The organism is Bacteroides sp., from assembly GCF_029057325.1.
Taxonomy (GTDB): domain Bacteria; phylum Bacteroidota; class Bacteroidia; order Bacteroidales; family Bacteroidaceae; genus Bacteroides.
Genome location: NZ_JAICZW010000081.1, coordinates 19,188 through 34,250 on the forward strand (window position 1 = coordinate 19,188; position 15,063 = coordinate 34,250).

A 15,063-nucleotide genomic window follows, 5' to 3' on the forward strand; every position below is an offset into this window, starting at 1 on the left:
GAAAACGTATATTTGTACATGAATCTTTAACTTAAAGAAAACGGACTATGATAACAAGCCAATTACTTCACCCGGAAAGCATCGTGGTGGTGGGAGCGTCGAACAACGTACACAAGCCTGGAGGAGCCATTCTCAGAAATCTGATAAACGGCGGATATGCCGGAGAACTTCGTGCCGTGAACCCTAAGGAAACAGAGGTGCAGGGCATCGCCGCCTTTGCCGATGTGAAGGACATCCCCGACACCGACCTTGCCATACTTGCCATTCCCGCAGCACTTTGCCCCGATGCCGTGGAGGTGCTTGCCGCCGAAAAGCAGGTGAAAGCCTTCATCATCCTCTCCGCAGGCTTCGGTGAGGAGACGCACGAGGGGGCTGTATTGGAAGACCGCATTTTGGAGACCGTGAACAAGTACGGCGCTTCGCTGATAGGCCCCAACTGCATCGGCTTTATGAACGCCTGGCACCACAGCGTCTTCAGCCAGCCCATCCCGCAACTGCACCCGCAGGGCGTGGACCTGATTTCCAGTTCCGGAGCCACGGCGGTCTTCATCCTGGAGAGTGCCGTTACCAAAGGATTGCAGTTCAATTCCGTATGGTCGGTGGGAAACGCCAAGCAGATAGGCGTGGAAGACGTGCTGCAATACATGGACGAACAGTTCGACCCCGCAACCGATTCAAAGATAAAACTGCTCTACATCGAAAGCATCGGCGACCCCGACCGGCTGCTGTTCCATGCCTCGTCGCTGATAAAGAAGGGGTGCAGGATTGCCGCCATCAAGTCGGGCAGCAGCGAGAGCGGAAGCCGTGCCGCCTCGTCGCACACGGGCGCCATTGCCAGCAGCGATTCGGCCGTGGAGGCGCTGTTCCGCAAGGCGGGCATCGTGCGTTGCTATTCGCGCGAGGAGCTGACAACGGTGGGCTGCATCTTCACCCTGCCCGAACTGAGAGGGAAGAACTTCGCCATCATCACCCATGCGGGCGGACCGGGCGTGATGCTGACCGATGCCCTGAGCAAGGGCGGACTGAACGTGCCCAAGCTGGAGGGCGCGCTTGCCGAGGAACTGAAAGGCAAGCTGTTTCCGGGCGCAGCGGTGGGCAACCCCATCGACATCCTCGCCACGGGCACGCCGGAGCATCTGCGCCTCTGCCTGGAGTATTGTGAGGAGAAGTTCGATGAGGTGGATGCCGTGATGGCCATTTTCGGCACGCCGGGACTGGTGACGATGTTCGAGATGTACGACGTGCTGCACGAGAAGATGCAGACCTGCAAGAAGCCGATATTCCCCATTCTTCCCTCCATTAACACGGCGGGTGCCGAGGTGGCGGACTTCCTGAAGAAAGGGCATGTGAACTTTGCCGATGAGGTGACGTTGGGCACGGCGCTTTCGCGCATCGTGAACGCCCCGTGTCCGGCAAACAACGAGATAGAACTCTTCGGCGTGGACGTGCCGCGCATCCGCCGCATCATTGATTCCATCCCCCGGGAGGGCTACATCGAACCGCACTACGTGCAGGCATTGTTGCGCTCGGCAGGCATCCCCGTGGTGGAAGAGTTCGTGTCGCCTGTCAAGGAGGAGGTGCTTGCCTTCGCGCGCCGTACGGGTTTCCCCGTGGTGGCGAAGGTGGTGGGACCGGTACACAAGTCTGATGTGGGCGGTGTGGTGCTCAACATCAAGGGCGAGCAGCACCTGGCGCTGGAGTTCGACCGCATGATGCAGCTGCCCGAAGCGCATGCCGTGATGGTGCAGCCCATGCTGAAAGGCACGGAGCTGTTCATCGGCGCCAAGTATGAGGAGAAGTTCGGGCACGTGGTGCTCTGCGGCTTGGGCGGCATCTTTGTGGAGGTATTGAAGGATGTCTCTTCCGGTCTGGCACCGTTGTCTTACAGCGAGGCATATTCAATGATTCGTTCGCTGCGTGCCTACAAGATTATCAAGGGAACGCGCGGACAGCGGGGCGTGAACGAGGACAAGTTTGCCGAAATCATCGTGCGCCTCTCCACGCTGCTGCGCTTCGCTACAGAAATCAAGGAAATGGACATCAATCCGCTGCTTGCCACGGAGAAACACGTGATAGCGGTGGACGCACGCATCCGGATTGAGAAGTAATTTACTCAAGTCTCACAAATTCTTGAACTTGCTTCCGGTGAACAACAAGGGTACAAGTTTCTTCTATCTGCCTGTCTTGTGAATAAGATGCAGGAAGAAACCTGAATCACTTCGCCTCGTAGTCTTGTTAACTCGTTTACTTGTTAACTGAAAGCATGTCAGTAAATTATTTCGTATGTAGGGTGCAGTGTTTTCGGGAAGAGTGCATTTACAAGATATAGATTTATTTGAAAGGCACCATGAAAAAGAAAAGAAAGCTTCTATTGACTACCTGCAACCAAGTGTTGTCCGGCGCTTTGGCATTGTTGGGTTTTGCATCTTGTGTGGAAGGGGAAGCTCCGTGCGAATACGGAACCCCTTATGCCAAATATGAAATCAAAGGCAAAGTGTGTGACGAGAAAAAACAGCCGATGGAGGGAATGCGCCTGATTGTGAAGGGAAATCCTTCGGGAACCGGTAGCGACTATACCGGCCGGAAAGACACTGTCTATACGGAGAATACAGGTGAATATACCTTTAAGGATGATTATGCTTGGCCCGACACGAAGTATCGGGTCGTTTGTGAAGACCCCACCGGCGTATATAAGGCAGACTCTGTGGATGTGGAGATGGAACCAGGGCATCGTAGCAGCGGGTGGTATCATGGCAGCGATAGTAAGAAGGTGGATTTTGAATTGAAGAAAAAAGAAGAATAAACAGGTGGCTACTCTTTCTATTCGCAAACGTTTGGCATTGGAAATTGCGCGGAAAATCCGTAATAATCAAAAAGAGTTGCATCCGCTGAAGCAGCTGTTTTGGGAATGTACACAACGTTGCAACTTGCATTGTAAGCATTGTGGCAGCGATTGCAAGCGTATGTCGGATATTCCGGACATGCCTGCAGAAGATTTCTTGAGGGTTATTGATTCTATAACTCCCCATGTCGATCCGAATGAGGTAAACATCGTCATTACTGGCGGAGAACCGTTGGTAAGGGATGATCTGGAAGAGATAGGGCTGGCTTTGTACCGGCGTGGCTATTCGTGGGGATTGGTCTCCAATGGGCTTTATCTGACTGCCGCGCGTTTGCAGCGTTTGATGGAGGCCGGACTTCATACCATTACAATCAGTCTGGATGGCTTTGCCGACGACCACAATTGGATGCGTGGACATCCGGACAGCTATTCCAAGGCGATGGAGGCCATTAAGAGGCTGGTGCATGAGCGGGAATTGGTGTGGGATGTGGTGACTTGCGTCAATCGCCTTAATTATCCTTATCTGGACAAGTTGAAAGCTTCTCTTTATTCGATAGGTGTGCGTCAATGGCGTCTGTTTACTATCTTCCCTGTGGGGCGTGCTGCGGAACATCCCGAGTTTCAGTTGACGGATGAAGAGTTTACGGGTGTGATGGATTTCATTAAGCGTGTGCGCAAGGAGAAGAGAATGCGTGTGAATTATGGTTGTGAGGGTTTTTTAGGCAACTATGAAGGAGAGGTGCGCGATAATCTCTTTTCATGCAATGCCGGCATCAGTGTAGGTTCGGTCTTGGTGGATGGTTCCATCTCTGCTTGCCCCAGTATCCGTAGCAATTTCAGCCAGGGCAATATCTATAAAGACGATTTTATGGATGTCTGGGAAAATCGTTTTCAGCCTTTCCGCAACCGGGAGTGGATGAAGAAGGGAGCTTGTGCCGATTGTAGCTTCTTTCGATATTGTGAAGGCAACGGCATGCACTTGCGGGACAGCGGCGGAGAGCTTTTGTTTTGCCATCTGAAGAGGTTGCGCAAATAGTGTTTGCCTGCCGCTTCGTGCGGTTTTGTTCGTCGTTCATAGGCATTTCGGCCCTCCCCTTGCCGGGAGGGATTTATCCCGCCCAGTCTTCCCTGTCCAGGTTTCTATATCCGATGGCTTCCGCCAGGTGCATCGGCAGGATGCTTTCGCTTCCTTCCAGGTCGGCGATGGTGCGCGACACTTTCAGAATGCGGTCGTACGCGCGGGCGGAGAGGTTCAGGCGGTTCATGGCGTTCTTCAGCAGGACAAGGCCTTGGTCGTCGGGGCGTGCATAGAGGCCGAGCAGCTTGCTGTTCATCTGCGCGTTGCAATAGACACCGGAAATGTCGGCGTATCTTGCTTCCTGTGTTTGTCGGGCACGTATCACACGCTCGCGGATGGTGGCGCTCGATTCGCCCGGACGGGCATCCGCCATCTTCTCGAAGGGGAGCGGGGTAACTTCGATCTGGAGGTCGATTCTGTCTAACAGTGGGCCTGATATGCGGTTCAGGTATTTCTGCACCTGCCCCGGACTGCAAACGCAGGCTTTAGTCGGGTGGTTGTAATAGCCGCAAGGGCAGGGGTTCATGGAGGCTACCAGCATGAAACTGGCGGGATATTCTACGTTGAAGCGGACGCGTGAGACCGTAATCTTCCGGTCTTCCAGTGGTTGGCGAAGCACTTCCAAGGTGCTGCGCTGGTATTCGGGCAGCTCGTCCAGGTAGAGAATGCCGTTGTGTGCCAGGCTGATTTCACCGGGCTGTGGATAGTTTCCGCCACCGGTCATGGCTGCTGTGGAGACCGTGTGGTGAGGAGCGCGGAAGGGACGTTGGGATATCAGCCCGCTGTCGTCTCCCAGCTTGCCCGCTACGGAGTGTATTTTGGTGGTCTCAAGGCTCTCGCCCAACGAAAGCGGCGGCAGGATGGAGGGCAGGCGCTTTGCCAGCATGGACTTGCCGCTGCCGGGCGCACCGATAAGGAGAATGTTGTGTCCGCCGGCTGCCGCTACTTCCAATGCGCGTTTCACATTCTCTTGCCCTTTTACTTCGGCAAAGTCAAGGTCGAAGGTGCTCTGCCGGGCATAGAACTCCTCGCGGGTGTTGACGATGGTGGGGGTCAGTTCCCGCTGTTCGTTGAAAAATTCGATGACTTCTTTGATGGTATCGACACCATATACGTTCAGGTTGTTCACCACTGCCGCCTCACGGGCGTTCGCGTGGGGGACTATCATTCCTTCGAATCCCAGTTCGCGTGCTTTGATGGCGATGGGCAGGGCGCCCTTGATGGGGTGCAGGCTGCCGTCAAGGCTCAGCTCGCCCATCAGCAGGTAACGGTTCAGTCGGGATGATTGGATGATTTCGTTGGCTGCCAGCATGCCGATGGCAAGCGGCAGGTCGTAGGCGGAACCCTCTTTGCGGATGTCCGCCGGTGCCATGTTGATGACGATGTTACTGACGGGCATCCGGTAGCCGTTGACTTGCAGTGCCGACAAGATGCGCTGGTGGCTCTCCTTTACAGCCGAGTCCGGCAATCCGACCAGATAGAACATACAGCCTTTGGAACTGTTGACCTCGATGGTGATGAGGGTTGCGTCAATACCTTGAACAGCCGCTCCGAAAACTTTTATCAGCATTCCCTTGATTTTTAGTAAAGGTGCGGTGAAGCACCGTGGTTCATTATCAGCGTTTTTTCTTTTCCGCCTCTTTCTTTTCTTTCTCTTTTTGCGTTATTTGTTCTACTTTTGCCCGGATTTCCGCATCGCTCAAGTTTCTGCCTTCGATTTTTCCCGATGGACTGATCAGCAGGTTGGCGGGCAATGTATGTATGGCAAGTTGCGTGACTGCTTCTGTGTTCCATCCTGCGAAGTCGCAACATTGTTCCCATTCCAGTGAATCTTGTCGGAGGGCTTTTCCCCATTTCTCTCTGTCTGTATCCAGCGAGATGCCCCAAAGCGCGAACTTGCTATACTTGTTTTTCTGCTCTTTCCGGTAGATGGGGCGCAGGGCGGCATTGGATTCCATGCTTTGCCGGTCCCACGAGGCCCAGAAGTGTATCAGCAGATACCGGTCCTTAAAGTTGGTACGGGCGATTGGAGTACCTTCTGCGTTGGGCAGGCGGAAGTAAGGAATGTTTTTTCCGATGCTCACTTTCTCTTCTTCCTGAAGGGATTGCAGCAGCTTGCTTACGTATGGGCGGTCTTTCAGTTCCCCGGTCATCTTTTCTGTCATTTTTCTGATTCGTTCAAAGTCCGGTTGGGGCTTCTGTACGAAAAATTTCTCCAGGAGGTAGATGCTTGCCAACGAAGCCGGATGGCTTTCGATAAAGGTTTCCGCTTGCTGCAAGGTCTCCTCAGACGGTTCTTCTGTCTCTTTCAGCTCTTTCAGAAAGGCCGTTAGCTCTTCATTGGGCTTGTTTCCGGTGATTCTCAGGTTGGCGGTGTCTCCTTCAATTTTGATGTGGTCCCCTTTATTCAGGAAAAGGGGGTATTCGGTGCCGTTGCCAAGCAGCAGCCATGTGCCGACCAGCGTGTCGATGGCAAGGCTGGCTGAGAATTTGCCGTTGTTGACGGGCAGCGTGTCCATGCGGTCGTACAGCCGGTCCATACCGTATATGTAGAGGGTATCAGTGCCGATTCCTTTGATTTCGCCGCTTAGGAAGGCTGTGTGCTCATCCTTGCCGCCGCAGGCGGATAATAAGGCGATAAGCAGCAAGTATGCAAGATAGATTTTTTTCATTCCGGTTCTTTTCTGATGCTTCGGTGCGAAAATACTTCTTTTTGGTGTGAATAAAAAGAAAATGCCCGACATATTTCTATGCCGGGCACGTTCTTTTCAATGTTTGCCTTTATTATTTGATGATATTCATAAAGTCGGCATTGGTAAAGTATTTGGCAAATTCCAAATCGGAAGCTGCTTTCTTAGCCAAAGCGGGGTTCTTGGCAACGGCATTCTTCAGGCTGCTTGTTACCATGGAGGAGTTGTTGGTTCTTGCGCCCAATACAGCTGTCAGGTAGTCTGTGTAGGCATCCGCTTTTTCAACGTTTGCCAGTGTGTTCTTGGCTTTGTTGTAGTCTTTGGCGAGGATTTGTGCCAAAGCGGCGCTGTTTGTCTTCGTGTCGCCGAATGCGTTGACTGCTCTTTCGTACTGACCTTGAGCGATGTAGAGGTTACCCAGTGCTTCGTTGGCTGTCTTGGCACCCGAAGCTTTGCTCAGATAAGTTTCGGCAGCGTTTCTGTCACCCTTTGTCAAGGCAATCAGACCGAGGTTGTTGTTCACTTCGGGAGCGTCCTTTACAGAAGCGGCCTTCTTGAAGTAGTTTTCAGCCTTTTCGAAGTTGCCGGCCTGGTAAGCCAACTTACCAAGGTTGTTGTAGGCACGGAAATCGTTCGGATAGATTTGAGTGGCTTTTGTGTAGATGGCTTCTTGCTTGGCGGCATCCTGAGTCAGGGTAGCGGCATACAACAGTTCTTCGATGTTCAGTTGTTTGGCGTCGCTGTCGGCCAGGCTTGCGATTTCTTCGTCAGACTTGCCGATGATCTCATAGTTCAAAGTCAAGCGGGAACGACGCAACTGCGGCAGGATTTCGTCAGCCAAAGTCTTGTAAACAGAAGAGATGTTCTTGATTTCTTGCTCTCTTTGTTCGGGCTCTTGATACATGGAAAGAACACGGAGAATCAGTTCCTTGTCTTGGATATTGGATTGGGAAACCAGCTCTTGGAAACCTTCCCAGTCTTGTGCCGTATATTTAGTGTCAACGTCTGCGTCGATTTTAGCCTTCTTCAGGTCTTTGTTGACAATCTTGGCAGTGTTGTCCTGACGATTCTCAGCCAGTTTGCTGTTCAAGCTGACACCACCATCAGGCGAAGCGTATGCGGAGATTTCGATGTTGCTGATTTTCTTGTTGGCTGCTTCTTCGATGTTCTTCACTTCCTTACCGAATTCTTTGGCGGTTTTCAACTCGCTGGCGCGTACGTTGGCTTGCTGAATCAAGAACATGATGTTGGCGTTGTGCTTCTCTTTGATGATGCGTTGGAAAGCGTCGTCACCATTGGCGGGATTGGCGCTGTTCAGTGTCTGGCCAATCATTTCGGAGGTAGAGATTACGCCATCGGCAACCTTTACGGCAGGAATAGTGATGGTTTTTCCACCTTTTTTGGCTTTGAACTCCAGATACAACTCTGATTGTGCCATTTCAGGAACATAATCGAAAGAGGTTTTCAGGGTGTAATTGCCGCCCATCTTGTAGGAGATGGTCTGGTCGTTACCTTCTATTTTTTCTCCTTGGAACACGGCAGGTTGTCCTTTGGCTTCTCCACCGTTCCACTTCAATACGGGAGTGACTTCCACTACTGCGTTTTTCTTGAAATACTTTTCGGGGAACTTACCGTTGATGGTAGCGGGAACTTTACCGCCTACGGCTTCCAATACTTGAGGAGTTACTGTGAAATAGTCGGATGATAATTCACCCATTTTGCCGCTACATGATGTCATCAGCGCGACAACCATTGCCATTAAAAACGGCAGATACAATTTCTTAGTCATTTTGGGTATAAATTAATTGTTTGTAAATGAAATTTGTCAGTTCCTTTTTTATATGTTATTCAAACAAAAAAATGATATTGCAAAGTTATCAAATCCCCTTACAAATTGTTAATATGGGTGCTGATTTTATCATAATTTAATGAATATCCCTATCTTTATAATACTTGATATTGCGCGGATGGTGCTCTATAATTTCGCTGCGCAATCTGTTGCGGTCGATGTGTGTGTAAATTTCGGTTGTAGCGATGGATTCGTGCCCCAGCATACATTGTATGGCACGAAGGTTGGCGCCGCCTTCCAGCAGGTGGGTGGCAAAGGAGTGGCGGAAGGTGTGCGGACTGATGCTTTTGGTGATGCCCGCTTTTTCTGCCAGTTCTTTTATCAGGTGGAATATCATGATGCGGGAGATGCCGTTTCCCCAACGTGCCAGGAATACGTAGTCTTCAAATCCCGGCTTGATTTTGCCTTGGTTGCGATCTATCAGCCAGTATTTGATTTCTTTGATGGCACGCGGCGAGATGGGGATAAGACGCTGCTTGCTTCCTTTACCTTCCACCTTGATGAAGCCCTCTTCAAAGTATAAGTCGGACAGCTTCAGGTTGCAAAGTTCCGATACGCGCAGTCCGCAACTGTACAACGTTTCAAGAATGGCGCGGTTACGCTGTCCTTCGTTTTTGCTCAGGTCGATGGCGTCGATGATGCGGTCTATCTCATCTACGGTCAGTACTTCGGGCAGCTTGAAGCCGATTTTGGGGCCTTCGAGCAGTTCGCCGGGATTGTCTTCCCGATAGTCGGCTATGACGAGGAAATGGAAGAAGGACTTGATGCCCGACAGAATGCGTGCCTGCGAACGGGGGTGTATGCCTATGTCGTGCAGTCCGGCGGCAAAGTGTTGCAAATTGTCTAAGGTGACGTCAAGGACGGATATATTCTCTGTTCTCAGAAAATGTAGCAGTTTCTCCAAGTCTGTCTGGTAGGCTTCAATCGTATTGGGCGAAAGCGATTTTTCCAATCTCAGGTATTGGTGGTACTTCCTGATTATCAAAGCTAATTTCTCTTTCTGCTTTGTTTTTTCTTCCGGTTTCATGTCCTTTTTTTCCTTGTTTGACGAAAACAGACGGCCTCTTTCACGGGCTTTTCATTGGAAGCCTGTTTTCAATGAGAGAGCCGTGGGCTGTCTTTCAGCAAATCGCAAATAAATTTGCATCTGCTTGGGGATTGCACTATCTTTGCGCCGCAAAGGTATAAAAAATAGTGTTATGAGGATACAGATTATCAACGGCCCCAACATTAATCTTTTGGGGAAGCGTGAACCTTCCATTTATGGTAGCGTTACTTTTGAAGATTACCTCGCGGAACTTCGCGGTAAATATGCGGACGTACAAATTGACTATTTCCAATCGAACATCGAGGGAGAACTGATAGACAAAATTCAGCAGGTGGGTTTTGAGGTGGATGGCATCATCCTAAACGCCGGTGCTTATACACATACTTCCATCGCATTGCAGGACGCCATTCGTGCGGTTACTTCTCCGGTGATTGAGGTACATATCTCCAATGTGCATGCCCGCGAGTCGTTTCGCCATGTTTCCATGATTTCCTGCGCTTGTCGGGGTGTCATCCTGGGATTCGGACTGGACTCCTACCGCTTGGCGTTGGAGGCGTTGAAGCACTAATTTTCGACCACAAATGATATAGGTGATGCGGACACGTCTTTTCCCATTTCTCAGACGCGAATCCGTGAAATTAAGAATAAATAGGTATATAAAATCAGGTAAAGAAGATTATGTTATTGAAACAGACAAAGATTGTTGCAACGATTTCCGACCAACGTTGCGAAGTGGACTTCATCAGGCAACTGTTTGAAGCCGGTGTAAACGTGGTGCGCATGAATACCGCCCACCTTAATCGTGAAGGCGCCGACAAACTGATTCACAATGTGCGCGAGGTCTCCAACCGCATTGCCATCTTGATGGACACGAAAGGACCGGAAGTGCGTACTACTTCACTGGCCGAACCCATCCCTTTCAAGACGGGCGACCGTGTAAAGGTGATAGGCAATCCCGACCAGGAAACGACCCGTGAGTGCATCTTTGTTTCTTATCCCAACTTCGTGCAGGAACTGGATGTGGACGGACATATCCTGATAGACGACGGAGATTTGGAATTGGTGGTGGTAGGCAAGACAGCCGACTACCTGGAATGCGAGGTGCAGAACGAAGCAGTTTTGGGCAGCCGAAAGAGTGTCAATGTGCCCGGTGTGCGTATCAATCTGCCTTCGTTGACGGAGAAAGACCGTAACAATATTCTCTACGCCATTGAGAAAGATATTGATTTTATTGCCCACTCTTTTGTGCGCAACAGGCAGGATGTTCTTGACATCAAGTCCGTTCTCGATGCGCATGGCAGCGATATCAGAATCATCGCCAAGATAGAGAACCAGGAAGGCGTTGACAACATTGACGAGATATTGGAAGTGGCGGACGGCGTGATGGTGGCTCGTGGCGATTTGGGCATAGAGGTGCCGCAAGAACGCATTCCGGGCATCCAGCGCATCCTTATCCGCAAGTGCATTCTGGCGCGTAAGCCCGTGATTGTGGCTACGCAGATGCTCCATACCATGATTTCAAATCCGCGTCCCACCCGTGCCGAGGTGACGGACATCGCCAATGCCATCTATTACCGTACAGACGCTTTGATGCTGAGTGGCGAAACAGCCTACGGCAAATATCCCGTGGAGGCAGTGAGAACCATGACTAAAGTGGCCGCACAAGCCGAGAAAGATAAATTGTCCGATAATGACATCCGCATTCCGCTGGATGAAAACAGCAATGACGTGACGGCATTCCTCGCCAAGCAGGCGGTGAAGGCTACCACAAAACTGAAAATACGTGCCATCATCACCGATAGTTACAGCGGCCGTACCGCACGCTACCTCGCTGCGTTCCGTGGCAAATATCCGGTGCTTGCCATCTGCTACAAGGAGAAGACCATGCGCCATCTGGCTCTATCCTATGGTGTGGAGGCCATCTATATGCCCGAGCTCGCCAACGGACAGGAATACTACTTTGCCGCCCTTCGCCGCTTGCTGAAGGAGGGAAGACTCTTGCCGACCGATATGGTGGGTTATCTGAGTAGTGGCAAAGAGGGTACACAGACCTCTTTCCTTGAGATTAATGTCGTGGAAGATGCGTTGAAGCATGCAGCGGAAAGCGTACTTCCCAATAGTAACAGATACTTGTAACAATGAACAATTGACAATGGAAAATTGACAATGGATGATGGAACCGCACAATGCTATTTCATTTATCAATATTGTCAATTCCCGATTGTCAATTGTCAATTATCAATTGTCAATTGAAAAGTGACCATCGACGAATACATACTTCAGCACATCGATGAGGAGGGCGACTATTTGAAGGCTCTTTATCGTGATACACACGTCAAGTTGTTATACCCTCGCATGGCTTCGGGCCATTTGCAGGGACGTTTACTCAAGATGCTTGTCCGGATGATACGTCCGCAGCAGGTGTTGGAGATAGGCACCTACAGCGGGTATTCCGCCCTTAGCATCGCCGAGGGGTTGCCGGAAGGGGGCATGTTGCATACTTTTGAAATCAACGACGAGCAGGAAGACTTCACCCGTCCCTGGTTGGAGAACTCCGCGTATGCCGATAAAATCAGGTTCTATATCGGCGATGCGCTGGAACTGGTCCCTACGCTGGACATCACCTTTGACCTCGCCTTCATTGACGGCGACAAGCGCAAGTATATCGACTATTACGAGATGGTGCTTGCCCGTCTTTCCAAGGGTGGCTATATCATTGCCGACAATACGCTGTGGGACGGTCATGTGCTGGAAGAGCATCCCCATCGCACGGACTTGCAGACCATCAACATCAAGGCTTTCAACGACCTGGTGGCGCAGGACGCACGTGTGGAGAAGGTCATTTTGCCGCTTCGCGACGGATTGACGATTATCCGCAAGAAATGAACACAGAGACATGGAGGCACAGAGGTTTTCAATCTATCATAGATAACTCCCTCTGTATCTCCGTGTCTCTGTGTTTTTTAATACTCTCCGTTATCTCTTTCCCAGCAACCTCCTGCTGAGGTACCTCACTGGATACCATACCGACAGGAATCCTACGGCAATGACTGTTCCGAATATCAAGAAGATGTCCGTGGCATGTACACTCACCGGATAGGCATCCACTACAAACGCTCCGTTTCCTCCGCCCAATGAAATCAATCCGAAACGCTGTTGCAGGAAGCAGAGCAGCAGCCCCAAGGCAATGCCTGCAAGAGCACCGAACAGGGTAATCAGTCTTCCTTCCAGCAGGAAAATGCGGGCTATGAGCCGATCGTCGGCACCTAAGTTGCGCAATGTCTCTACATCCTCGCGCTTGTCCAATATCAGCATGGAGAGCGAGCCGATGACGTTGAAGCAGGCGATGGCAAGAATAAACGTGAGGAACAGGTAGGAGATAAGCTTTTCTATTTCCATGATGCGGAAGACATCGGCTTGCTGCTCGTAGCGGTTCTGTACGGTGAAACGGTCGCCAAGTATTGTTGCTATCTTTTTCTGTACGGAGTGGAGGTCGGCGCCGGGCTTCAGTTTCAGTTCGATGGCAGAAACCTCCGTCTCATAGTCGAACAGGCGGCGGGCGAAACTGAGGGAGGTCAGGATATAGTGTGCGTCATACTTCTGCTGGTTGACGGCAAAGACAGCGCCGGGCGAGAAGAGGTATTCCCGATTGAAGGCGGCAGTGGGATTGGCTATGTTTACCCGCACGTTCCGTTTGGGAGCATAGACCGATAGCGGGTTCACGAAATGGAGTCCTGTCCCTAATTCTGAAATAAATTCCACACCCATGAATCCGTAATCCACTATCGAGTCGTTCAATAGGAATGTTCCTGTGCCGTAGAGCAGGCTGTCGATGGAGGTCAGTTGCCGGAAGTTGTCCTCCACTCCCTTGATGACCGCCATCGCCTGTCGATCCTTGTATTGTACCATGGCGTTTTCTTCCAGTGTTTCTGTCCAGATGTCAATTTCAGGCAGAGATTTCACCTGTTGGAGGGTGGGGGAGGAGGGGGCGAACACCTTGCCTTCGCGGACGGTGATTTTCAGTTCGGGGTCGAAAGCGGTAAAGAAGCTTGCCACCATGTCCTGAAAGCCGTTGAATACGGACAAGGTACACACCAATGCCAACGTGCCCAATGCCACTCCGCATGCCGAGATGGCGGAGATGATGTTGATGGCATTGTGCTTCTTTTTAGAGAAGAGATAGCGGCGGGCGATGAAGAGGGGGAAGTTCATGGTGATAGCGGATGGAGTTGTGTCAAAACGGACTTACTTTTTTTAAGGCACGGATTACATGGAATACGCAGAGTAGCGAAAGAGAAAATCCGTGTAATCCGTGCCTGAATGATATCATTATGTGAGTCTCTTCTTCATTCCGATGCGCCTTTTTATTGCTTATTTATCCTCTTTCAATAGTTCGTCGATTCGTTCCAGATAGTCCAATGAGTCATCTACGAAGAATTTCAATTCAGGGATGATGCGCAACTGGTGGCGTACCCGTGTGCCCAGTTCAAAGCGGATGGATTTCATGTTGGCATTGATGTTTTTAATTATCTCCTCTCCCTTTTCCGAAGGGAATACGCTGAGGTAGGCACGTGCCACGCTCATATCGGGACTGATGCGTACGGCACTGACGGAAATCAGTACGCCGGGCATAGCTTTGGTCTGCAATAAGAAGATGTCGCTCAACTCTTTTTGGAGGAGACGGGCGATTTTGTTTTGTCTGGTCGTTTCCATACGGCTTGTCTTTTTTTAAATTGGAGAGCAAAGTTAGACAAAAACGCTGGAATAAGCGAATAAAAACAGAAAGAAAAGCCGTGAGGGACACGGCTTTTTCATTTACGGAAGTTAAAGGGGTTATCACTTTGCTTCATTTCATTAGGAGTAAAGCCGCATTCTCTTCTTTCAGTCGATAAAATCTTCCTTCTCGTAGATATTATTTGGATATATTTTTGCAAGGCTTTACTTTTGTAGCACATTTTAAAGAATAAATCAATGTGAGTAAAAGTCATTTTGTAATAGAAGAACTCTTTCTAAATAGCGTTTTTTCATGTATTATTGACTTGAGCCGTTTTTACCCGTGAGGGCAGAAACGGTTTTTTATTTAATCTGTGAATTTCGTGCAATTCAGCGGGGTGTAAGATGTTAGTCCACTACCCACTTCTCTATATTCCGTGTCTCCCCGCTGAAGTTCACCCCTATCTTGAAGAGTTTTCTTCCGTCGGCTTCGAAGGGTGTGGCGTACTGTTTTTCGTTGATTTGCCACAACGCCTCTTCGGCCGTGCCTTCCAGCTTGAACTCCATGACGTAGATGTACTTGTCGGTTTTCAGCACAAGATCTATGCGGCCTTGTGAGGTGTGGTACTCCACTTGGACGTAGAAGCCGAGCAGCTTGAATACGATGAAAAGCACGTTCTGGTAATGCAGTTCCCGGTTGCGCACCAGTTCGTAGGGGGTGTCGGCAAAGAAACTTTGCAGGCGGTGGAAGAAGGCGTTATAGTCACCCCGCTCTATTTCCCGGACGAAGTTTTGTATCTGGAACGGCGCTTCCACCTTGTTGGTATTGGCGTAGAACGGTAG

General features: G+C 50.5%; 13 protein-coding genes. 6 read left to right on the top strand and 7 right to left on the bottom strand.

The genetic code is table 11. The features are described from left to right. Window positions 1-47 precede the first annotated feature (47 nt). From K2G43_RS04855 to K2G43_RS04865, 3 genes are all read left to right on the top strand, one after another. Complete coding sequence (locus K2G43_RS04855; RefSeq protein ID WP_297643005.1) at window positions 48-2,108, top strand: acetate--CoA ligase; 2,061 nt, start codon at window positions 48-50, stop codon at window positions 2,106-2,108. 239 nt (window positions 2,109-2,347) lie between these two features. Continuing rightward, window positions 2,348-2,803: a radical SAM-associated putative lipoprotein gene (locus tag K2G43_RS04860; RefSeq protein WP_300153247.1), complete on the top strand. Its 456-nt coding sequence runs from the start codon at window positions 2,348-2,350 to the stop codon at window positions 2,801-2,803. A gap of 4 nt (window positions 2,804-2,807) precedes the next feature. Further along, on the top strand, window positions 2,808-3,878 hold the full coding sequence (locus tag K2G43_RS04865) for a TIGR04133 family radical SAM/SPASM protein (protein WP_300153249.1): 1,071 nt from the start codon (window positions 2,808-2,810) through the stop codon (window positions 3,876-3,878). 73 nt (window positions 3,879-3,951) lie between these two features. On the opposite strand, the gene K2G43_RS04870 is transcribed toward K2G43_RS04865, so the two are convergent. From K2G43_RS04870 to xerD, 4 genes are all read right to left on the bottom strand, one after another. Further along, window positions 3,952-5,490 (bottom strand): YifB family Mg chelatase-like AAA ATPase, encoded by a 1,539-nt coding sequence (locus tag K2G43_RS04870; protein ID WP_297643011.1) that lies wholly within the window; start codon window positions 5,488-5,490, stop codon window positions 3,952-3,954. Window positions 5,491-5,536: 46 nt separating this feature from the next. Beyond that, a complete protein-coding gene (locus tag K2G43_RS04875) occupies window positions 5,537-6,592 on the bottom strand; it encodes a TlpA disulfide reductase family protein (RefSeq protein ID WP_297643013.1) in 1,056 nt (351 codons plus the stop codon). A gap of 112 nt (window positions 6,593-6,704) precedes the next feature. Further along, window positions 6,705-8,399: a tetratricopeptide repeat protein gene (locus K2G43_RS04880; RefSeq protein ID WP_297643014.1), complete on the bottom strand. Its 1,695-nt coding sequence runs from the start codon at window positions 8,397-8,399 to the stop codon at window positions 6,705-6,707. A gap of 136 nt (window positions 8,400-8,535) precedes the next feature. Further along, on the bottom strand, window positions 8,536-9,486 hold the full coding sequence (gene xerD / locus K2G43_RS04885; protein WP_297644760.1) for a site-specific tyrosine recombinase XerD: 951 nt from the start codon (window positions 9,484-9,486) through the stop codon (window positions 8,536-8,538). A gap of 172 nt (window positions 9,487-9,658) precedes the next feature. Between xerD and aroQ the strand changes: the two genes are divergently transcribed. From aroQ to K2G43_RS04900, 3 genes are all read left to right on the top strand, one after another. Further along, window positions 9,659-10,075 (top strand): type II 3-dehydroquinate dehydratase, encoded by a 417-nt coding sequence (gene aroQ / locus K2G43_RS04890; RefSeq protein WP_297644762.1) that lies wholly within the window; start codon window positions 9,659-9,661, stop codon window positions 10,073-10,075. A gap of 110 nt (window positions 10,076-10,185) precedes the next feature. Continuing rightward, entirely contained in the window at window positions 10,186-11,643 is a 1,458-nt protein-coding gene (gene pyk, locus K2G43_RS04895) for a pyruvate kinase (protein ID WP_297644764.1), read from the top strand. A 120-nt stretch (window positions 11,644-11,763) separates the two neighbouring features. Continuing rightward, the gene (locus K2G43_RS04900; protein ID WP_297644765.1) at window positions 11,764-12,393 is read left to right on the top strand and encodes a class I SAM-dependent methyltransferase; all 630 of its coding nucleotides are present in this window, start codon (window positions 11,764-11,766) and stop codon (window positions 12,391-12,393) included. A 90-nt stretch (window positions 12,394-12,483) separates the two neighbouring features. On the opposite strand, the gene K2G43_RS04905 is transcribed toward K2G43_RS04900, so the two are convergent. From K2G43_RS04905 to K2G43_RS04915, 3 genes are all read right to left on the bottom strand, one after another. After that, on the bottom strand, window positions 12,484-13,719 hold the full coding sequence (locus tag K2G43_RS04905; RefSeq protein ID WP_300153254.1) for an FtsX-like permease family protein: 1,236 nt from the start codon (window positions 13,717-13,719) through the stop codon (window positions 12,484-12,486). A 159-nt stretch (window positions 13,720-13,878) separates the two neighbouring features. Next, window positions 13,879-14,220: a 30S ribosome-binding factor RbfA gene (gene rbfA / locus K2G43_RS04910; protein ID WP_297644769.1), complete on the bottom strand. Its 342-nt coding sequence runs from the start codon at window positions 14,218-14,220 to the stop codon at window positions 13,879-13,881. Between the two features lie 408 nt (window positions 14,221-14,628). Beyond that, window positions 14,629-15,063: PD-(D/E)XK nuclease domain-containing protein (locus tag K2G43_RS04915; RefSeq protein WP_300153256.1), on the bottom strand; the 435-nt coding region annotated here is incomplete at its 5' end.

Coding starts and splice junctions, on each gene's coding strand:
- K2G43_RS04855 (WP_297643005.1), top strand. CDS start 48: ATGATAACAAGCCAATTACTTCACCCGGAAAGCATCGTGGTGGTGGGA.
- K2G43_RS04860 (WP_300153247.1), top strand. CDS start 2,348: ATGAAAAAGAAAAGAAAGCTTCTATTGACTACCTGCAACCAAGTGTTG.
- K2G43_RS04870 (WP_297643011.1), bottom strand. CDS start 5,490: ATGCTGATAAAAGTTTTCGGAGCGGCTGTTCAAGGTATTGACGCAACC.
- K2G43_RS04875 (WP_297643013.1), bottom strand. CDS start 6,592: ATGAAAAAAATCTATCTTGCATACTTGCTGCTTATCGCCTTATTATCC.
- K2G43_RS04880 (WP_297643014.1), bottom strand. CDS start 8,399: ATGACTAAGAAATTGTATCTGCCGTTTTTAATGGCAATGGTTGTCGCG.
- xerD (WP_297644760.1), bottom strand. CDS start 9,486: ATGAAACCGGAAGAAAAAACAAAGCAGAAAGAGAAATTAGCTTTGATA.
- aroQ (WP_297644762.1), top strand. CDS start 9,659: ATGAGGATACAGATTATCAACGGCCCCAACATTAATCTTTTGGGGAAG.
- pyk (WP_297644764.1), top strand. CDS start 10,186: ATGTTATTGAAACAGACAAAGATTGTTGCAACGATTTCCGACCAACGT.
- K2G43_RS04905 (WP_300153254.1), bottom strand. CDS start 13,719: ATGAACTTCCCCCTCTTCATCGCCCGCCGCTATCTCTTCTCTAAAAAG.
- rbfA (WP_297644769.1), bottom strand. CDS start 14,220: ATGGAAACGACCAGACAAAACAAAATCGCCCGTCTCCTCCAAAAAGAG.